Source organism: Priestia abyssalis (assembly GCF_002019595.1).
Taxonomy (GTDB): Bacteria; Bacillota; Bacilli; order Bacillales; family Bacillaceae_H; genus Bacillus_BA; species Bacillus_BA abyssalis.
Genome location: NZ_KV917369.1, coordinates 4,337,577 through 4,358,762, shown reverse-complemented (window position 1 = coordinate 4,358,762; position 21,186 = coordinate 4,337,577). Strand labels below are relative to the sequence as shown.

Annotated in this window: 19 protein-coding genes; 18 read left to right on the top strand and 1 reads right to left on the bottom strand. The window is 42.4% G+C overall.

Annotated features, from left to right (window positions below; all coding sequences use genetic code 11):
* Positions 1-5 precede the first annotated feature (5 nt).
* The 5 genes from pknB to spoVM all read left to right on the top strand — a co-directional run bounded on the left by pknB (position 6) and on the right by spoVM (position 4,382).
* Positions 6-1,982, top strand: a complete 1,977-nt coding sequence (pknB, locus tag BK575_RS20755; RefSeq protein ID WP_078413373.1) for a Stk1 family PASTA domain-containing Ser/Thr kinase — start codon at positions 6-8, stop codon at positions 1,980-1,982.
* A gap of 21 nt (positions 1,983-2,003) precedes the next feature.
* Positions 2,004-2,885, top strand: a complete 882-nt coding sequence (gene rsgA, locus BK575_RS20750) for a ribosome small subunit-dependent GTPase A (protein WP_078413371.1) — start codon at positions 2,004-2,006, stop codon at positions 2,883-2,885.
* A gap of 2 nt (positions 2,886-2,887) precedes the next feature.
* On the top strand, positions 2,888-3,538 hold the full coding sequence (rpe, locus tag BK575_RS20745; protein ID WP_078413369.1) for a ribulose-phosphate 3-epimerase: 651 nt from the start codon (positions 2,888-2,890) through the stop codon (positions 3,536-3,538).
* 12 nt (positions 3,539-3,550) lie between these two features.
* Positions 3,551-4,192, top strand: coding sequence for a thiamine diphosphokinase (locus BK575_RS20740; RefSeq protein ID WP_078413367.1), 642 nt, complete (start codon positions 3,551-3,553; stop codon positions 4,190-4,192).
* 109 nt (positions 4,193-4,301) lie between these two features.
* Positions 4,302-4,382, top strand: coding sequence for a stage V sporulation protein SpoVM (spoVM, locus tag BK575_RS20735; protein WP_034328571.1), 81 nt, complete (start codon positions 4,302-4,304; stop codon positions 4,380-4,382).
* Positions 4,383-4,470: 88 nt separating this feature from the next.
* Here spoVM and rpmB read toward each other — a convergent pair whose 3' ends face one another.
* Positions 4,471-4,659, bottom strand: coding sequence for a 50S ribosomal protein L28 (gene rpmB, locus BK575_RS20730; protein WP_028394600.1), 189 nt, complete (start codon positions 4,657-4,659; stop codon positions 4,471-4,473).
* A 334-nt stretch (positions 4,660-4,993) separates the two neighbouring features.
* On the opposite strand from rpmB, the gene BK575_RS20725 reads away from it, so the two are divergent.
* From BK575_RS20725 to smc, 13 genes are all read left to right on the top strand, one after another.
* Positions 4,994-5,356: an Asp23/Gls24 family envelope stress response protein gene (locus BK575_RS20725; RefSeq protein ID WP_078413365.1), complete on the top strand. Its 363-nt coding sequence runs from the start codon at positions 4,994-4,996 to the stop codon at positions 5,354-5,356.
* Between the two features lie 15 nt (positions 5,357-5,371).
* Positions 5,372-7,054 carry a DAK2 domain-containing protein gene (locus BK575_RS20720; protein WP_078413363.1) on the top strand — a complete coding sequence of 561 codons (1,683 nt, stop codon included), beginning with the start codon at positions 5,372-5,374 and terminating at the stop codon, positions 7,052-7,054.
* 318 nt (positions 7,055-7,372) lie between these two features.
* The gene (locus BK575_RS20715) at positions 7,373-8,404 is read left to right on the top strand and encodes a PTS sugar transporter subunit IIC (RefSeq protein WP_078413361.1); all 1,032 of its coding nucleotides are present in this window, start codon (positions 7,373-7,375) and stop codon (positions 8,402-8,404) included.
* 173 nt (positions 8,405-8,577) lie between these two features.
* A complete protein-coding gene (sdaAB, locus tag BK575_RS20710; protein ID WP_078413359.1) occupies positions 8,578-9,240 on the top strand; it encodes an L-serine ammonia-lyase, iron-sulfur-dependent subunit beta in 663 nt (220 codons plus the stop codon).
* A 20-nt stretch (positions 9,241-9,260) separates the two neighbouring features.
* A complete protein-coding gene (gene sdaAA / locus BK575_RS20705; RefSeq protein WP_078413357.1) occupies positions 9,261-10,148 on the top strand; it encodes an L-serine ammonia-lyase, iron-sulfur-dependent, subunit alpha in 888 nt (295 codons plus the stop codon).
* Entirely contained in the window at positions 10,141-12,189 is a 2,049-nt protein-coding gene (recG, locus tag BK575_RS20700) for an ATP-dependent DNA helicase RecG (protein ID WP_078413354.1), read from the top strand. Before sdaAA ends, recG begins: the two co-directional genes overlap by 8 nt.
* Positions 12,190-12,477: 288 nt before the next feature.
* Entirely contained in the window at positions 12,478-13,077 is a 600-nt protein-coding gene (gene fapR, locus BK575_RS20695; RefSeq protein ID WP_078413352.1) for a transcription factor FapR, read from the top strand.
* Positions 13,061-14,059, top strand: a complete 999-nt coding sequence (gene plsX / locus BK575_RS20690; RefSeq protein WP_078413350.1) for a phosphate acyltransferase PlsX — start codon at positions 13,061-13,063, stop codon at positions 14,057-14,059. The genes fapR and plsX overlap by 17 nt, the downstream gene beginning before the upstream one ends.
* Positions 14,060-14,074: 15 nt before the next feature.
* A complete protein-coding gene (gene fabD, locus BK575_RS20685; protein WP_078413348.1) occupies positions 14,075-15,019 on the top strand; it encodes an ACP S-malonyltransferase in 945 nt (314 codons plus the stop codon).
* Positions 15,019-15,759: a 3-oxoacyl-[acyl-carrier-protein] reductase gene (gene fabG, locus BK575_RS20680; RefSeq protein WP_078413346.1), complete on the top strand. Its 741-nt coding sequence runs from the start codon at positions 15,019-15,021 to the stop codon at positions 15,757-15,759. The genes fabD and fabG overlap by 1 nt, the downstream gene beginning before the upstream one ends.
* Positions 15,760-15,839: 80 nt before the next feature.
* A complete protein-coding gene (gene acpP, locus BK575_RS20675) occupies positions 15,840-16,070 on the top strand; it encodes an acyl carrier protein (protein WP_028394589.1) in 231 nt (76 codons plus the stop codon).
* A 404-nt stretch (positions 16,071-16,474) separates the two neighbouring features.
* Positions 16,475-17,218, top strand: coding sequence for a ribonuclease III (rnc, locus tag BK575_RS20670; protein ID WP_078413344.1), 744 nt, complete (start codon positions 16,475-16,477; stop codon positions 17,216-17,218).
* 400 nt (positions 17,219-17,618) lie between these two features.
* The gene (gene smc / locus BK575_RS20665) at positions 17,619-21,182 is read left to right on the top strand and encodes a chromosome segregation protein SMC (protein WP_078413342.1); all 3,564 of its coding nucleotides are present in this window, start codon (positions 17,619-17,621) and stop codon (positions 21,180-21,182) included.
* Positions 21,183-21,186: the final 4 nt, after the last annotated feature.

Here is a 21,186-nt window from a genome sequence, read left to right as displayed (position 1 = left end):
TAGCGGTGCTAGTTGGCAGACGCTTGAATGACCGCTACAAAGTGTTAAAAGTCATCGGTGGTGGAGGGATGGCAAACGTCTACTTGGCAAGAGACATGATCTTGGACCGTGACGTAGCCATAAAAGTTCTTCGTCTGGATTTCGCAAATGACGAATCGTTTATTAAGCGTTTTCACCGAGAGGCGCAATCGGCGACAAGCATTGCACATCCAAATATCGTCAGTATTTATGATGTCGGTGAACAAGAAGAGATTTATTACATTGTCATGGAATATGTTCCGGGGCAAACATTAAAGCAATACATACAACAGCACGCACCCATTCCGGTTGAAAAAGCGGTAGATATTATGACCCAAATTACATCTGCCATTGCCCATGCCCACCAATTTGGAATCATTCACCGTGATTTGAAGCCTCAAAATATTTTAATTGATGACAATGGGACTGTAAAAGTAACCGATTTTGGAATTGCTGTTGCTCTTAGCTCCACAACCATTACACAAACCAATTCCGTATTGGGATCTGTTCATTATTTATCACCTGAGCAGGCAAGGGGAGGATTGGCGAATAAAAAGTCGGATATTTACTCTTTGGGCATCGTCTTGTTCGAGTTGTTGACAGGAAGGGTCCCTTTCTCAGGGGAGTCAGCTGTCTCGATTGCCTTAAAGCATTTGCAAACAGAAACCCCATCGCCGAAGAGGTGGAATCCATCCATTCCACAGAGTTTGGAAAATGTTGTGTTAAAGGCAACCGCCAAAGATTCTTTTTACCGGTATGATTCGGTAGAGGAGATGCAGAATGCCCTTGAAACATCCATGAATCCAGAGCGTTTGAATGAGAAAAAATTTGAGGTACCTGATGACGAGGAAGCTACAAAGGCCATTCCCGTCATAACGGATGATTACATAGACAGCCCGACGGATGAAACGATCGTGAGGTCCTTTTCAAAGCCGGTAGTGGTTCCTGATGAAGAGCCTGTCCAAAAGGCACAAAAGGCTCCTAAAAAGAAAAAACGCAAAAAGAATAAATGGATGGTGTCTTTACTCATATTATTTTTGGTGCTGGCAGGCGCAGGAGTCATCGCTGTTACCGTTCTGCCATCTTTCTTCTTGCCGAAAGATGTGACCATTCCGAACTTGCGGGATGAAGATTATGAAGAGGCTGTGACAAAGCTTGTTTCCTTGGGCTTTGTTGTCGATGACCCCGTTTTGAAATCGGATGAGGAAATTGAAGAAGGAAAGGTCATACAGACAGTACCTGGTTCTGGTGAGGTTGTAAAAGAAGGCACGGAAGTGAAGATTTACCAAAGTACGGGCAAAGAAAAAATTGCCTTTGAGGACTACACAGGAAAAGATGTGTCAACGGTTAAAAAAATGCTGGAGCAAAAGGGTTATCGCTTTGTAAATACCGTCAATGTGGACAGTGAAGAACCAGCAGGAACGATCATTAATCAAACCCCGATAGAGGGGGCAGAAAATGTTCCTGAGGAAACAGATGTCACTTTTTGGGTGAGTAAAGGTCCGCCTTCGGTTCAATTAAAAGATTTATCCGGATGGACGGAAAAAAGTGTTCGAGATTATGTTTCAGACTACGATATAGTGGTTAAAGTGAAAGAAGAGCATTCAGATACTGACAAAGGGTTTGTCATTAGGCAAGACCCGGCACCTGAAACGACAATCGAAAAAGGCAGTGAATTAACGATTACTCTTTCACTAGGTCCTGAACCAAAGCCGCCTAATAATGTGAACGTAGAGGTCACGATTCCATATGAGCCCGCTGAACCGGGCGTGCCGCAGCAAGTACAGATTTTTGTAGACGATTTAGGCCGTGACTACCCAGTTCCGATTGAGGACTTTACGTTAACAGAAACGATAAAAAGGCAAATTCAATTGATTATTCCCTATAATGAAACAGCTAAGTACAAAATCGTGAGGGATAATCAAGTCATAGAAGAGACAGAGGTACCATATTCACAACAATAGAGTGATACAAGGAGTGAGGTTATGCTTAAAGGCAGAATTATTAAAGCCTTAAGCGGTTTTTATTATGTTTTCAGTGACGGAACTGTTACCCAATGCCGGGGCAGAGGCGTGTTCCGTAAACAAAAAATCAGCCCGTTAGTAGGAGATTATGTTACATTTCAGGCGGAAAATGAGCTGGAAGGTTATATTTTAGACATTGAGGAACGGAAAAATGAGCTTATTCGTCCTCCGATTGCCAATGTCGATCAGGCAGTTCTCGTTTTTTCTGCCATTGAGCCGGAGTTCAGCCCTTTATTGCTGGACCGCTTTTTAGTACTAGTGGAGGCGAATGGCATTAAACCGCTTATTTGTATTTCCAAAATGGATTTGGTGACAGACGATAAAAAAGCGATTATTGAACAATACGCGAAGGATTATCGCGACATTGGCTACGATGTTTTGCTCACTTCAACCATTACAGAAAATGGTGTGGCAGATTTGCTTCCGTATTTAGATGACTGTGTTACCGTTGTAGCCGGTCAATCCGGTGTTGGCAAATCATCGTTGTTAAATGCTTTGAAACCGGAACTTGAACTTAAAACAAACGATATCTCCACTTCTCTTGGAAGGGGGAAACATACGACAAGGCATGTGGAGCTTATTTCGGTCGGAACGGGCCTTGTAGCCGACACACCGGGATTCAGTTCATTGGAGTTTATCAATATTGAACTTGAAGACCTTTCCACTTGTTTCCCAGAGATGGATCGTTTAAGTGAAAACTGTAAGTTTAGGGGATGCCTTCACCTTTCAGAGCCAAAATGCGCAGTAAAGTCAGCGTTGGATGAAGGTAGTATTCCAGCTTATCGATATGATCATTATACAAGCTTTATCGAAGAAATTAAGCAAAGAAAGCCGAGGTATTAAATATGGTGAAGATTGCACCTTCTATTTTAGCCGCTAATTTTTCAAAGTTAGCCGAGGAAATTCAAGAAGTGGATGCAGCGGGGGCGGATTACATTCACGTTGACGTCATGGATGGCCATTTCGTGCCAAATTTAACATTTGGTGCTCTCGCGGTGGAAGCGATTCGTCCAGTTACAACATTACCTTTGGATGTTCATCTGATGATTGAAAATCCAGATAAATATATTCCGGACTTCGCTCGTGCGGGTGCGGACATTATTACGGTGCATGTGGAGGCATGCCCTCATTTGCACCGTACCATTCAATTGATTAAGGAAAATGGAGTTAAAGCCGGTGTCGCTTTGAATCCAGCTACGCCTATCGATCAAGTGAAGCATATTCTAGAGGATTTGGACTTAATTTTATTGATGACGGTTAACCCGGGATTTGGTGGGCAAACGTTCATTCGAAGTGTTTTACCGAAAATTGAACAAATTTCACAACTCATTCAAATTCGTCAACTCTCAATTGATGTGGAGGTAGATGGCGGGATTAATACGGAAACGGCGAGACAATGCGTAGAAGCAGGGGCGAATGTATTAGTCGCTGGATCTGCCATCTATAATCAAGCAAATCGAAAAGCCGCTATTCAAGAGATTCGCGGTACTTATTAAGAGGCGGACTCAATGATTATTAATATTTTAGCTGGGGGACCGCCCGAGCTCTTGCCGTCTTTAACCGATAAAAAGTGGCAAGATAGTGTTTGGATCGGTGTAGACAGAGGCGTGCTAAGGTTGTTGGAGCAGAATATCCAGCCATTTAAAGCATTTGGCGATTTTGATTCCATTACAACAAGCGAGCTATTATGGGTGCAAGACCGCTTACAAGATATAGAAGTATTTCCAGCTGAGAAGGATGAAATAGATTTAGAGCTTGCGTTGAATTGGGCCATTGGGCAACGCCCTTCTCTTATTCGCGTTTTTGGAGCCACTGGCGGAAGAATGGATCACATGTTTGGAGCCGTACAACTTCTTTATAAAGGATTGAGTGCTTGTATATCCATTCAAATGATTGATCGACGAAATGCGGTATCCCTGCATATGCCTGGAAACTATGATATCGAAAGAGATGAGTCTTATCGTTATCTCTCCTTTGTTTCATTTTCACATGAGATACAAGGATTAACCTTAAGGGGAGTTAAATATCCACTTACTAATCATACAATTGAGTGGGGTTCCACGCTTTGTATCAGTAACGAACTTATTCAACAAAGAGGTACTTTTTCATTTGCGAAAGGCATATTAATGATGGTAAGAAGCAATGATTAACTCATTGCTTTAGATGGTACTTCTTTGATAAACAGTGAATATAATATACGGGACGCAAAGAAACGATTTCATGGATATGGAACGTGAAGAGATGGTTAGGAGGGGAAGTATGAAATTTTATACGATTAAACTCCCAAAATTTTTAGGCGGCATTGTACGAGCGATGCTCAATTCTTTCAAAAAAGAATAAAACAGGACGCCTCCCTTTCTGAGGGAGCGTCCTGTTTTTTACCTTGAAAATAAAAGAAGCACCATAAATATGGTGCTTTTCTCATGTATTAAACGCGCTCTACTTTACCAGATTTAAGAGCTCGAGCTGATACATATACACGTTTTGGTTTGCCGTTAACTAAAATACGAACTTTTTGAACGTTAGCACCCCATGTACGCTTCGTAGCGTTCATAGCGTGAGAACGTGCGTTACCTGAACGCGCTTTTTTGCCAGTAATTACACATTTACGTGCCATGCTCAATTTCCCTCCTAACTCAAACGAAACTACTCAACTTCTGTTTCCCAGAAATACTATATTAATTTATCACACGCGATGTCAGATTGCAATAGTTCTTCATAAAAGCTTTCAAGAAATTTTCCTTGACATATAAACTTAAACCATGTTGTATAATAAGAAGTATCAATAATAGGTCAAAAGGCGAATATCCTTTTAAAAAGAATGTACTTATAGTAAAATGTCTGTAGTCTATAAGAAAAGCTGAAACGGCCGAAAGGTTAGGAGTCACAGCCGGACAAGAAAAAAAGGTTTATATAATTTTTGATGCTGCGAAAAAGAAAGGGGTAGAAGTATGTCCATCGAAATGAAAACTCAGTACGGCCAAATCGATATTTCTACAGATGTAATTGCCACTATTGCAGGCGGAGCAGCCATTGACTGCTACGGAATCGTAGGAATGGCTTCTAAAAATCAAATTAAAGATGGAATTACAGAAATCCTTCGAAAAGAAAATTTCACGCGTGGTATTATTGTTCGTCAAGAAAATGACGACGTACATATTGATATGTATATTATTGTAAGTTACGGAACAAAAATATCTGAAATTGCACATAATGTTCAATCTAAAGTAAAGTATACTCTCGAGCAAACAGTTGGTTTAACGGTTGATTCTGTAAACATTTATGTGCAGGGAGTTCGTGTCACGAACGTGTAGTAAGGAGGAAAATGTGTGTCAGTTACAACTTTAGACGGAAAACGCTTTGCAGAGATGGTGATTCAGGGAGCACAGCACTTAACGAACAATGCCAAAATGGTGGATGCACTCAACGTTTTTCCCGTTCCAGACGGTGATACAGGAACAAACATGAACTTATCTATCACTTCTGGTGCAAAAGAAGTGAAAAACAATGTGTCTGGTCATATAGGGAAAGTCGGACAAGCGTTGGCCAAAGGGTTATTAATGGGTGCGCGCGGGAACTCCGGTGTTATTTTGTCACAGCTGTTCCGCGGGTTTGCGAAAGCGATTGAAAACAAAGACGTGATCAACACGGTTGAGTTTGCGCAAGCGCTTGAAGTGGGTGTCGAAACAGCTTATAAAGCAGTGATGAAACCTGTTGAAGGTACCATTTTAACCGTTGCAAAAGATGCTGCGAAAACAGCGACAGCGATTGCCAAAAAGCAATCAGATATCGTTTTGTTCATGGAGGAAGTAGTAGCAGAGGCAAACGCATCTTTAAATCGCACTCCGGATCTTTTACCTGTATTGAAAGAGGTGGGAGTGGTAGATAGCGGAGGCCAGGGCCTTGTTATTATTTATGAGGGGTTTTTAGCTGTGTTAAAAGGTGAAAAGCTTCCCGAAGTATCTGCAACGGCTCCTTCAATGGATGAGCTTGTGAGTGCAGAACACCATAAAAGCGTTCAAAGCCACATGAATACAGAAGATATCGAATTCGGCTATTGTACGGAATTTATGGTTCGTTTTGAAGAAAACAAATTGAAAGATCATCCATTCTCTGAAGAAGCATTCCGTAATGAATTAAGTAAGTGGGGAGACTCGCTGCTTGTTGTGTCTGACGATGAAATCGTAAAAGTGCACATCCATGCCGAACAGCCGGGTGAAGTGCTGAATTTGGGGCAAAAATACGGAAGCTTTATGAAAATTAAAGTGGACAATATGCGTGAACAGCATAGCAGTCTTGTGGCTGAAACGCATGTGCAGATGGCTCCTGTGCAGACTCAGGCTTCAGTAAAGAAGGAAGAGTACGGAATCGTGACGGTGGCGATGGGGGCTGGAATTGGCAAATTATTTAGAAGCATCGGTGCGAAAGCTGTCATTGAAGGCGGCCAAACGATGAACCCAAGCACGGAAGATATCGTTAAAGCCATTGAAGAAGTAAATGCGGAAAAAGTAATTATTTTGCCAAACAACGGCAATATTGTGATGGCAGCACGCCAAGCGGCATCTGTTGTGGGTCAAGAAGTCATCGTTATTCCGTCTAAAACCGTTCCTCAAGGGATGACGGCATTATTGGCGTTTAACCCGGGTGCAGATTTAGCGGAAAATGAAGCAGCTATGAATGAGGCGTTAAGCCATGTGAAAACAGGACAAATCACATATGCTGTACGTGATACAAACATTGATGGTTTAGAGCTTGAAGTAGGGGACTTCATGGGGATTGCAGATGGAAAGATCGTTGTAAAAGATCAAGATAAAATGGAGGCAGCGAAAAAGCTGTTAACCTCTATGATAGATGAAGACGCGGAAATTTTAACGATTCTGCAAGGTGAAGATGTAAGTGATGAAGATACAGCAGTTTTAACTGACTTTGTGGAATCGACATTTGAAGATGTAGAAGTGGAAGTGCATAAAGGTGACCAGCCTTTATATTCCTTCATCTTTGCAATTGAATAAAGCGTACAAAAAACTCTCTATCCTATAGGATAGAGAGTTTTTTTACGAATAGAAAAATATAAGTGGGGAGACATGCTTTTACTATTCGGTGCCTGTTCAGTAATTGATTGCTACTCTTTAGAAAATTTTAAAATATAAAAAAGAAAAGGATTTCAATAAATTCATTATATAATGATGGCACATCAATGAAACGTAGGTTTGTTAAAATTTTTTCTCGATTCCAGAAAGCGTTTCCAGTTTCGGGGAGTCGTAAATGACAAACCGATATTGATGTGGTTTTGAGATGGATGAACAGAGATAAGGGGGATAAGAGAGATCATGGAAATTATGAAAGGAACAGCATTACTCTTACTGGTATTAGGTCTTTTTACGCTTTTTAGCTATAAAGCGCCAAAAGGAATGAAAGCGATGGGGGCACTTGCTAATGCCGCATGTGCAGCCTTTTTAGTAGAAGCCTTTCAAAAATATGTAGGCGGAGATTTAATTGGCATCAAATTTTTAGGTGAAGTCGGTGAAGCGGCAGGAGGCATGGGAGGGGTCGCAGCGGCGGCACTAGTGGCCCTTGCTTTAGGTGTTTCACCCGTATATGCGTTGATGTTAGGTGTTTCATGTGCTGGTTTAGGGTTATTGCCGGGCTTTTTTGCAGGCTATGTAGTCGCATTTTTTGTTAAACAAATTGAAAAAAGAGTTCCAGCAGGTTTAGATTTAATCGTGACGATTTTAATTGCAGCACCACTTGTTCGCCTCATAGCAGTAGGTGTCACACCACTTGTGAATGCAACGCTGTTAAACATCGGCGGTATCATTACAGAAGTGACAAACAGCAGTCCAATTTTAATGGGAATCGTTCTTGGCGGTGTGATAACGGTCGTAGCGACAGCTCCATTAAGTTCTATGGCATTGACGGCAATGCTTGGTTTAACGGGCCTTCCAATGGCTATAGGAGCACTGGCGGTTATGGGCTCGTCATTCATGAACTATGTATTATTTGATCGAATGAAATTTGGAGATCGCCGAACGACCATTGCTGTGGCGATTGAACCATTGACTCAGGCGGATATCATTTCAGCAAATCCGATTCCGGTGTATGTAACCAACTTTATCGGGGGTGCGGCATCAGGTATCATCATCTCCATGTTTGGGTTGATTAACAATGCGACAGGTACGGCAACACCGATTGCGGGACTTGCTGTTATGTACGGATTCAATGATCCGCTGAAAGTAACGATTTGTGCTCTGTTATGTGCAACGGTAAGTGCTGTTATAGGATTTATCGGATCGTTGGTCTTTAAAAATTATAAGATTAAAAGAGTGGAAGAAATTAGAGGAGCAGAACAAACAGCTGCATAATATGTTGTACCGATGTAACGAAAGCGAATTTCTTAAAGTATTCCAGTAAAATGAACCATCAGCGGAGATGGAAAAAATTCCGCTGATGGAAGTTTCATTTTATAGTAGGAAATTGAAGAAAAATCGATTACACTGTTATTTGCTTGTAATTCAAGAACGGGGGAGATATCACCATGAAATATAAATCAGTATTTGATATTATCGGTCCCATTATGATTGGGCCTTCAAGTTCACACACAGCCGGAGCGGCACGAATTGGCAGGGTTGCCAGAACATTGTTTGGAAGGCAGCCCAAAAAAGTAATTGTTTCATTGTACGGATCTTTTGCACAAACGTATAAAGGACATGGGACGGATGTGGCGATTATTGGAGGGATTTTAGATTTTGACACGTATGATACACGCATTCCGTCTTCTCTTGATCTTGCCAAGAAAGCAGGTATCGAGGTCGAGTTCATTGAAGAAGATGCCATCGCTGACCATCCAAATACAGCAAGAATTCGAGTTTCGGATGAAAAAGAGACGATCGAAGTCGTTGGAATTTCGATTGGAGGCGGAAAGATTCAAATTACAGAGCTCAATGGATTCGATTTAAAGCTTTCAGGCATGCATCCTGCTATTCTTGTCGTTCATAATGACCGTTATGGAGCGATTGCGTCGGTGACGAATCTTTTAACTAAGTATTGCATTAATATCGGACATATGGAAGTGTCGCGTAAAGAGAAGGGCGAATTGGCTCTAATGGTCATCGAAACGGACCAAAACATCGATGAAGCGGTTATGGAAGAAATCAAAATGCTTCCAAACATTTCGCAAGTAACAAGAATGGTTGAATAAACAGCTAGGAGGAAAAACATATGTTTCGTAATGTGGCAGAATTGGTAGAGTTGGCAGAACGTAAAAATGTCAAAATTGCTGAAATCATGATTGAGCAAGAGGTAGAGGTAACGGGTCTTTCGAGGGAGCAAATTATCGCGAAGATGGATCAAAACTTAACAGTCATGGAACAGGCGGTTGAACGGGGCTTGAAAGGTGTTCAATCTTTTTCTGGTTTAACGGGCGGAGATGCTGTACTTTTACAAAAATATATTCAAAGCGGAAAATCTTTATCGGGAGATTTAATTTTAGATGCGGTCAGCAAAGCGGTAGCCACAAATGAAGTCAACGCGGCAATGGGGACGATTTGTGCAACGCCGACGGCAGGTTCAGCCGGTGTTGTGCCAGGTACATTATTTGCGGTTAAAAATAAATTAAACCCGACTCGTGAAGAGATGATTCAGTTTTTATTCACATCAGGTGCATTCGGATTTGTGGTCGCCAACAATGCTTCTATTTCAGGAGCTGCAGGAGGCTGTCAAGCAGAAGTCGGATCGGCCAGCGGAATGGCTGCGGCAGCAATTGTGGAGATGGCGGGCGGAACGCCGGCTCAGGCAGCCGAAGCAATGGCCATAACCCTTAAAAATATGTTAGGATTAGTATGTGACCCTGTAGCGGGTTTGGTAGAGGTGCCGTGCGTAAAGCGTAATGCGATGGGAGCAGCTAATGCAATGGTAGCTGCCGATATGGCGCTTGCAGGTATTACAAGCCGAATTCCGTGTGACGAGGTCATTGATGCCATGTTTAAAATCGGCCAAACGATGCCGGTGGCATTAAAAGAAACCGCACAAGGAGGTTTGGCGGCGACACCAACAGGTCGGAAGCTGGAGGCCAAGATCTTTGGTATACCGTTAATGGAAAGTGAATGATATAAAACAAATTTCGGTAACGTCCATAAAAGGGATTGGCGAAGAAACCGCGCAGTCTTTAGAGCAAGCTGGTATCCGTACGGTTTATGATTTGTTGGAATATTTTCCTTTTAGATATGAAGATTATCAATTGAAAGATTTGTCTGAAGTCAAACATGAAGAGAGAGCTACAGTGGAAGGGAAGGTGCATAGTCAGCCTTCTCTCACTTATTTTGGCAAGAAACGTTCAAGGCTGACGTTTCGTTTGCTGGTGGGCCGTTATTTAATTACGGTTATTTGTTTTAATCGCCCTTATTACAAAACAAAGCTGGAGATGGGGCAGACGATTACGGTAACAGGTAAATGGGATCAACATCGTCAAACGATTACCGTTCAGGAATTGCAGTTTACACCGTTTAAGCGCAATCAAGATATTGAACCTGTTTATTCAACGAAAGGCGATTTGACGGTGAAAGGGTTAAGGCGTTTTGTTTCACTTGCCTTAAAACAATATGGGGATGATGTGGGGGATATGCTTCCTCATCCAATAAGGATACGCTATAAGCTGCTGGAAAGAAAAGAGGCTTTGAAGGTGATGCATTTGCCCCAAAACCACGAGCAGTTGAAGCAAGCGCGCCGAAGGTTTGTGTACGAAGAATTTTTATTGTTTCAATTAAAGATGCAGGCGTTACGAAAAATAGAGCGGGAACAAGCACCTGGAATTGAACAGCGGTTTGATGATAAGCGGTTAGGGAAATTTGTTGAAACCCTCCCGTTCCCGCTGACCAATGCCCAAAAACGCGTTTTGGCAGAAATTACGTCTGATATGAAATCCCCACACCGCATGAATCGATTGCTTCAAGGAGATGTAGGATCAGGGAAAACGGTTGTGGCCGCGGTAGCTCTATATGCGTCCATTTTAGCCGGATACCAAGGTGCCCTTATGGTTCCGACTGAGATTTTAGCAGAGCAGCATGTTCAATCACTGCAAAGTATGCTTGGAAAAGCAGGGATAAGAGTTGAATTGTTAACAGGATCTGTCAAAGGGAAGGCACGCCGTTTATTGCTTGAACAAGTGCAGTCCGGTGACGTACAAGTGGTCGTTGGCACACATGCGTTAATACAAGATGAAGTTCACTTTCATAAGCTTGGACTTGTAATTACGGATGAGCAGCATCGCTTTGGAGTAGAACAGCGAAGAGTGCTGCGGGAAAAGGGAGAGAGTCCCGATGTACTATTTATGACAGCTACCCCAATTCCCAGGACGCTCGCGATTACTGTTTTTGGGGAAATGGATGTTTCCATTATTGACGAAATGCCTGCTGGCCGTAAAGTCATTGAGACTTACTGGGTAAAGCATGATATGCTTGAGAGGATTTTGGAATTCATTGATAAAGAGCTTTCGAAGGGAAGACAGGCATACGTTATTTGTCCTTTAATCGAGGAGTCAGAAAAAATCGATGTACAAAATGCGATTGACGTTCATGCGACGTTAACACAACATTATCGTGGTAAATGGCAGATAGGTCTTATGCATGGGCGTCTTTCTCCGGACGAAAAGGAAGCCGTCATGCAGCAATTCAGTGAAAATAAGGTTCAGGTACTTGTGTCTACTACCGTTGTTGAAGTTGGAGTCAACGTTCCAAATGCAACAGTGATGTTAATTTATGATGCGGAACGTTTCGGCTTATCGCAGCTTCACCAATTGCGCGGCCGCGTAGGGCGTGGAAGTGACCAGTCTTATTGTGTGCTCATGGCAGATCCAAAGTCAGAAACAGGAAAAGAACGAATGAAAATCATGACGGAAACCAATGATGGATTTGTTTTATCTGAAAAAGATCTTGAACTGCGCGGACCGGGTGATTTCTTTGGGAGAAAGCAAAGCGGAATGCCTGATTTCAAAGTAGCGGACATGGTTCATGATTATCGTGCTCTGGAAGTTGCACGTGCAGATGCGGTGCAGCTTGTGAATTCGGAATCATTTTGGAATGAAGACCAATATGCTCTGATGCGTTCGTATTTAGCAGAAACAGGAGTTCTTGACGGAGAAAAGTTAGATTGATAATAGGATAGGTATGTCTCTCAGTGGTGAATACAAGTCATAAAAAAAAGCCGGTGGTTGTCCGAGAAGTTCGAAAAGGCCGAAAAATGATTTTTTGACTGAAAGGTCCCATCCGCAAATCCATGATTTTATCGAATGTATATGACGGGGCCTTTCAGGAGGATGATTAAAAAGGTATAAAAATATACCTTTTTAATCATCCTCTTCTTATAAAAATATGGTTGCAAAATGGATTCAATGATTATATACTGCTATTAGTACCTAGTATTAAAAGTTCGGATGGTGAATATGAAACGGAATAAAAAAGAGAGACAACAGCTGTTAAAAGCTACGATTGAAGACAATCCTTTTATTACAGATGAAGAGTTGGCCGAACGGTTTACGGTAAGTGTTCAAACAATTCGATTAGACCGTCTTGAATTATCTATTCCTGAGCTTCGCGAACGCATTAAGCATGTGGCATCAAGGCAGATGGAAACAGAAGTACGCTCTTTGCCTTTAGAAGAAGTCATTGGTGAAGTCATTGATCTTGAATTGGACGAGTCGGCCATTTCCATCTTTGATGTGAAAGAAGAACATGTTTTCAAACGAAACCAAATTGCCCGCGGACATCATTTGTTCGCACAAGCGAATTCGCTGGCAGTTGCTCTTATTAATGATGAGCTGGCTTTAACGGCCGATGCGTCTATCCATTTTCATCGGCAAGTAAGGGTCGGTGAGAGAGTAGTGGCGAAGGCAAAGGTAAAAGGGACCGAAGGAGAAAACGGTAGAACTATTGTTGAAGTAAATAGCTTTGTCGGGCATGAATTGGTGTTTTCGGGACGATTTAAGATGTACCGTTCAAAAAATGTGAAAAAGGATGAGATACAGCATGAAAATCGCAATTGATGCAATGGGAGGCGACAATGCCCCACAAGCTCTTGTTGAAGGTGCAGAGAAAGCGATCGGTCATTTCCCTAACTTACACATTACGCTGATTGGAGACGAAGAGCAAATTCATAAGCACTTGAAATCATCGGAGCGAATCAGCATTATACATACAGATGAGGTCATTGAAGGAACCGATGAACCCGTCCGCGCTGTGCGCAGAAAGAAAAATGCATCGATGGTGCTGACAGCGAACGAGGTCAAGGAAGGCCGTGCTGATGCCTGTATTTCGGCAGGAAACACTGGAGCGTTAATGACGGCAGGCTTGTTTGTTGTCGGTCGAATTGATGGAATCGAACGGCCGGCACTGGCGCCAACCCTGCCCACTTTAGATGGGAAAGGTTTCTTAATGCTTGATGCGGGGGCGAATGTCGATGCCAAGCCCACTCAGTTGCTGCAATATGCGATTATGGGATCGATTTACGCTGAAAAAGTAAGAGGAATTCCCAATCCGCGTGTAGGACTTTTAAACATCGGAACCGAAGATAAAAAAGGAAACGAGTTAACGAGACAAACATTCGAGCTTTTAAAAGAAGCAAATGTAAATTTTATAGGGAATGTTGAATCACGTGAATTATTGAATGGTGCTGCGGACGTGGTGGTAACGGATGGATTTACGGGAAATATGACGTTGAAAACGATTGAAGGCACGGCTTTATCCATTTTTTCCATGCTGAAAGCTGAACTGATGAGCACGTTTAAAAGCAAAATGGCAGCGGCCGTGTTAAAACCGCAACTAAAAGGTTTAAAGGCTAAGATGGATTACAGCGAATACGGAGGAGCCGGTTTGTTTGGTTTGAAAGCACCCGTAATCAAGGCGCACGGTTCATCTGACTCGACAGCTGTTTTCAGTGCTGTGAAACAGGCGGTTAATATGGTCGGAAATCAAGTGCCTGCTACTATAAAAAAAGCGATTGAAGAAACATACACCGAATCCGTGTAAAGGAGCGAAAAAAAGATGGGGAAATTAGCGTTTGTGTTTCCGGGACAAGGTTCCCAAACAGTTGGAATGGGAAAAGAGTTTGCTGACAGCCATGAATGGGCTCAAAACATGTACAATCAGGTGGATGAGGCGCTTGGCTTTAAGTTGACGACAATTATTTTTGAAGGAACACAAGAGGAGTTAACACTTACGTATCATGCACAGCCGGCCCTTTTAGCGACGAGTATGGTCATGTTGCAAGGCTTGAAAACAGCCGGTTTGAATCCTGATTATACAGCGGGGCATAGTTTAGGTGAGTATAGTGCGCTGGTGGCGGCGGGTTCCATTTCTTTTGAAGATGCGGTAAAAGCTGTTTATCAGCGCGGAAGATTTATGGATGAAGCGGTGCCGGCAGGTGAAGGGACAATGGCTGCGATATTAGGGATGGATGCTGGAGCGTTAAAAGAAGTGACGGATGAAATTACAAATGAAGGCGATCCGGTTCAACTGGCGAACATCAATTGCCCTGGTCAAATTGTCATTTCAGGTACTGCTTCCGGTGTTGAGAAGGCTTCTGTTCTTGCTAAGGAAAAAGGAGCGAAGCGCGCGATTCCGTTAGTTGTAAGCGGGCCGTTTCATTCTAGTTTAATGAAACCGGCAGCACAAAAGCTGGATCAAGTGTTAAGCGACATCCACATTGAAGATGCGAAAGTACCTGTCATATCCAATGTGACGGCAGAACCAATGACAGATAAAGAAGAAATTAAACAGCGATTAGTTGAGCAGCTTTATTCACCGGTACGGTGGGAAGAATCCATTCAAACGCTGATGAATGGCGGGGTAGACACATTCATTGAAATTGGACCAGGAAAAGTGCTGGCCGGATTGATAAAAAAAATCAACCGACGCGCGACTGTTTTCTCGGTCTATGATACTCAGTCATTAAACGAAACTATTGCGGCCATAAAGGGGGAAGAGTAATGTTGACGGGAAAAACAGCTCTTGTAACAGGAGCGTCACGTGGAATTGGCAGAGCCATCGCGCTTGAGCTTGGAAGACTTGGAGTAAAGGTAGCAGTCAACTATGCCGGAAGCGAAGCCAAGGCATTAGAAGTAGTAGATGAAATCAAAGCTTTGGGCAGTGATGCCATTGCCATTCAAGCGAATGTATCAGATGCCGATTCTGTTCAGAATATGGTAAAACAGGTAGTTGAAACATTTGGTTCAATGGATATTTTAGTGAATAATGCCGGAATTACACGTGACAACCTATTGATGCGCATGAAAGAAGATGAGTGGGACGACGTTATTTCCACTAACTTAAAAGGTGTGTTCCTTTGTACGAAAGCAGTGACTCGACAAATGATGAAGCAGCGCAGCGGCCGCATTATCAACATTGCTTCAATCGTTGGAGTGAGCGGTAATGCCGGACAGGCCAATTATGTAGCTGCAAAAGCCGGTGTGATCGGGTTAACGAAAACAACAGCGAAAGAGCTGGCAAGCCGTAATATTACCGTTAATGCGGTTGCTCCAGGATTCATTACAACCGATATGACAGATAAACTGCCGGAAGACGTGAGACAAGAAATGTTAAAACAAATTCCGCTTGCAAGTTTCGGGGAGCCGGAAGATATTGCGCATGTTGTGGCATTCTTAGCGTCTGAAGGAAGCCGCTATATGACGGGCCAAACGCTGCATGTTGACGGCGGAATGGTTATGTAATAAAGTTTTCTTGTCGGGACAGCTGTCCTGGTGTTTTAAAAAAGATTCAATTATAATAGCTTGAGGGGAGGTGAAGTACAATGGCAGAAGTGTTAGAGCGTGTAACGAAAATCATCGTTGACCGTCTTGGCGTAGATGCAAGCGAAGTGAAGCTTGAGTCTTCATTCAAAGATGATCTTGGTGCAGATTCCCTTGATGTTGTTGAGCTTGTAATGGAACTTGAAGATGAGTTTGACATGGAAATCTCTGATGAAGATGCAGAAAAAATTGCAACAGTTGGAGATGCTGTTACTTACATACAGAGCAAATAATAAACTGTATATTCAGCTTTAAAGCCCCGTTACCTAACGGGGCTTTCTCTGCTTGTTAACATCCCTGGAGCATTCGGTTTCGTTTGTTGGCAGTATGCTTTAAAGATCCTGTTTAATAAATGCGGCTTGTCTGTGGCAACGGCTAGTTATTATATTTATAGCCCGAGTGCATACTGAAAAAGAAAAAAATCATTTATTTTGTCAACAAACCGTATCTTTTTTTCAAAGTCGTTTTATAATGGAATATGTCAAAGGAAAGCGGAGCTCTTCAGAAACAGTTGCTTAGGATGACGTGAAACAGTCCTACGGTTTAGTTTGTGCAACTGTCTCACTGAAGAAAAGCGTAGCCTTGAAAAGGTAATACTTTTTCAAATTTTTATTGCAGGATGAAAGTGGAGGTACTTATGCCTAAAAATTACATAAGCCGTGAACGGCGTTTAGGTGGGAAAATAAAACAAAATTTCAAGAAATTTCAAGAACGAATCGGTATTACGTTTGATAATGAGTTGTTACTTATTCAAGCTTTTACCCATTCATCCTATGTGAATGAGCATCGCAGAAGACCTTATGAAGATAATGAACGCTTGGAGTTTTTGGGAGATGCTGTATTGGAGCTGACCGTATCCCAATTTTTATTCAAAAAATACCCGACGATGAGTGAAGGAGAACTTACGAAGCTGCGGGCAGCGATCGTATGTGAACCATCACTTGTTACATTTGCTCACGAGTTGTTGTTTGGGCAGCTCGTACTTCTTGGAAAAGGAGAGGAAATGACAGGGGGCAGGGAACGTCCTGCATTATTGGCGGACGTATTTGAAGCGTTTATTGGTGCGCTGTATCTTGATAAAGGTCTGGAGACGGTCAATGAGTTTTTGGCGAAGGTCGTCTTTCCGAAAATTAATGAAGGTGCTTTTTCTCATGTGATGGATTATAAAAGCCAGTTGCAGGAAATGGTTCAAAGAGACGGCGCTGGTCAGTTGGAATATAAAGTCCTGCAAGAAAAAGGTCCTGCCCATAATCGGGAATTTGTATCGCGCGTTTCATTAAACGGCGAAGTAATGGGCACCGGTGTAGGACGCTCTAAAAAAGAAGCGGAACAAAAGGCTGCGCAGGAGGCCATCGGAAAACTAAAATCACTAAATGCTTAAAGAGGATGTTCAAAAAGTCCGGGAAAAATGACCGTCGAATTTACTTGTACAGGAAGTACTGATCCGACGTTCGCCACAGGACGTGGCGGTCTTTAGTCGGGCAGCGTCAGCTTGCTTTTCCGCTACTCACGTATTAAGAGCATACGCTCCGTTGCTCAAAGCGGCGCTTTCTTGAACTTCTTGGTCCTTTTTGTCCTCCTTTTTGAACACATGCTTAAACATAAGGAAGCCGCACTTTTCTTCATCATGGATGAAATAAAGAAAAAGGGCGGTTTCTTTTAGCCTGTTTCAAACAGTCCTTCTTTTGTCTGAAACGACTATATGACAAAGAAGCCTTCATTTGGCGGGAGAGGATAATCCGTTAATGCGGAATAAAGTGAAAATATGAGGGGGAATACATATGTTCCTCAAACGGTTGGACATTGTTGGTTTTAAATCGTTTGCAGAGAAGATTTCAGTTGATTTTGTAGAAGGTGTGACAGCGGTTGTCGGACCAAACGGAAGCGGCAAGAGCAATATTACAGATGCCATTCGCTGGGTACTCGGCGAGCAGTCTGCCAAATCGCTACGTGGCTCCAAGATGGAAGATATTATTTTTGCGGGCAGTGATACCCGTAAGCCGCTTAATATAGCGGAAGTCACCCTGACGCTCGAAAATGAAGACCAGTTTTTGCCGATTGATTATCATGAGGTGAGTGTCACTCGCCGTGTTTATCGATCGGGAGATAGTGAATTTTTCATTAATAAACAACCTTGCCGTTTAAAGGACATTGTGGATTTGTTTATGGATTCGGGTTTGGGGAAAGAAGCTTTCTCTATTATAAGCCAAGGAAAAGTAGAAGAAATATTAAGCAACAAGGCAGAAGATAGGAGAAGTATTTTTGAAGAAGCTGCCGGCGTTCTAAAATATAAAACCAGAAAGCGAAAAGCGGAAATCAAGTTAGTGGAAGCTCAGGAAAACTTAAATCGCGTGATGGATATTTTACATGAAATTGAGGGTCAGTTAGAGCCGCTGCAAATGCAAGCTTCCATTGCAAAAGACTATATAGAAAAAAAGGAGGAGCTTGAAAAAATCGATGTTGCCGTTACTGTTTCTGAAATAGAAGAACTCCATCAAAAATGGGAACGGTTAAAGGGACTTTTAAAAGAGCATCATTCTCTGGAAACTGTACTCTCTAATAAGATTCAAGAACGGGAATTGAAAATCGAAGAACTGCGAGATAAAATCGGAAGCATTGATGAAGATTTGCACCATTTGCAGCAAACGCTGCTATTGGCAAGTGAAGACCTTGAAAAGCTAGAGGGCCGCAAAGAGGTGTTGAAAGAGCGGAAAAAAAATGCTGCCCAAAATAGACAACAATTAGAGCAGTTGATTGGAGAGTACCAACGAAAGTCGGTTGAGTTGACAGAAGTGAAAGAAAGAGAGCATCATCTGCTTGGCAAGTATGAAACAGAAGTTAAAGAGATGAAACAAGCTCTTGCAGAAAAACAATCGCTGTTTGCTACATACAGCGAAAATTTAGAAGAAAAGCTTGAAACATTGAAAAGCGACTATTTTGAATTACTTAATGAGCAAACATCAGCCCGTAATGAAAAGACTTTTTTAGAACAGCAAGTTGCTCAAAACAATGTGAAACAGCAGCGATTGGGAGAGTCTAATCAAAAATTCCTTCAAGAGCGGCAGGAGCTGGCAGAGAAAAAAGAGAAATGGCTTTCAGAATTAACGGCTTGTACAACCGAATTGGAAGGATTCGTCCATTCATTCAAACAAAAACAGAAACAGCTTGAAGAACTCCGGGAGCAATATCGTAAAAAAGAGTCGCTGTTGTACCAAGCTTACCAATATGTTCAACAGACAAAGTCACGAAAAGAAATGCTGGAGGATATGCAAGAAGAATATGCCGGTTATTTTCAAGGAGTAAAAGAAATATTGAAGGCCCGTGAACATCCATTGGAAGGAATTGAAGGAGCGGTAGCAGAGCTTATTCAAGTTCCGAAAGAATATGAAACGGCCATTGAAGTTGCTCTTGGGGCGGCAACGCAGCATGTTGTGGTGAAAGATGAGCAAAGCGCGCGTTCGGCCATCCAGTTCTTAAAACGCCATTCCTACGGCAGAGCAACGTTTTTGCCCTTATCGACGGTGCGGGAGAAACAACTGTCTTCTTCCCATCTTCATTTACTTCAGCAACACGAAGCATTTGTAGGGGTTGCTTCCCGCTTGATTTCATTTGGAACCCAATATCAGCATATCATTGGCAATTTATTAGGAACGGTCGTCCTTGCAAAAGATTTGCAAGGAGCGAATGAGATGGCTAAATATGTTCAACATCGCTATCGTTTTGTCACCCTTGACGGGGATGTAGTCAATCCGGGCGGTTCCATGACGGGAGGAGCGGTTAAACAAAAGACGAACTCCCTATTAGGACGTCAGCGGGAACTAGAACAGATGGGTTCCAAATTGATAGAAATGGAAGAAAAAACGATTCAACTTGAAACTCAAGTGAAGGATATGAAGGGGCAGCTTGAGGAGCTGGAGCTTGGTATTCAAGCTTCCCAAACGGCTGGAGAGCAATTGCGGACAAAACAGCACGAGTTAAAGGGAGAAGTTCGCCAAGTCGAATTGGAAGAAAAAACATTAAATGATCGCCTTGCCTTATACGATCATGAAATGGAAAGCTTTTATTCGGACAGTCAGCGTATGAATGACCGTTTAAAGGAACTGCAGCATACGATTGAAGACAGTACCGCCAAGTTAAGTGATATCGAACGTGAAATAGAAGCGGTTACCGCGCAAAAAAGTGAGCAGCAATTATCGAAGGAAACGGTTCAAAATGAACTGACTGAATTAAAAGTGATTCTTGCAAGCAAGCAGCAAGTGTTGATGAATCAGCGTGAAAAATTTGAGCGTATTGAATTTGAATTGGATCAAACAGAAAAACGGTTAGTGGAAGTGCAAGAAGACTTAGAGCTGCTTACGCATGAAATGAACAATAACGACTCAGGAGAGTCGCAGCTTGAACAAGCAGCGCGGAAAAAGCTTCAAGAAAAAAATGAGTTGACCGAAAAGCTTGCCAACCGCCGTGAAGAGCGCGTCAAAATTCAAGAGCAGGTTGAAATACTTGATAATGATTTAAAAGAGCTAAAAAGACAGCATAAGCAGGTAGCCCAAGCGCTGCAGGATGAAGAAGTCCAGCGGAACCGATTGGAGGTCGAGCTTGATAACCGACTCGAACGATTGAATGCGGAATATCAATTGAGTTTTGAAGCTGCCAAGGAAGCATATACCCTTGACATCAGCCTTGAAGAAGCCTATAAGCGAATGAAGCTGATCAAGCGTGCCATTAATGAACTTGGTAACGTCAATATCGGTGCTATTGATGAATATGAGCGCATCTCAGAACGCTATGAATTTTTAAGCTCTCAGAAAGCGGATTTAGAAGAGGCAAAGGATACACTCTATCAAGTGATTGAAGAAATGGACCAGGAAATGAAGAAACGTTTCTCCCAAACGTTTTACAGCATTAAAGAACAATTTGACTTTGTATTTAAATCGCTGTTTGGCGGCGGGCGGGCAGATTTAATTTTGACAAACCCCCAAGATTTATTGAATACCGGTGTGGATATCGTTGCACAGCCGCCGGGTAAAAAGCTGCAAAATTTAAGTCTTCTTTCAGGAGGAGAGCGTTCATTAACGGCTATCGCATTATTATTTTCCATTTTGAAGGTGCGGCCGGTACCATTTTGTGTACTTGATGAAGTGGAAGCTGCTTTAGATGAAGCGAATGTCCAGCGTTTTTCTAAATATTTGAGGCATTTTAGCCATGAGACGCAATTCATTGTCATTACGCATCGAAAAGGGACAATGGAAGAAGCGGACGTATTATACGGGGTAACGATGCAGGAGTCGGGTGTCTCGAAGCTTGTATCTGTCCGATTTGAAGATTCTAAAGAATATGTTCAGTAAGAAA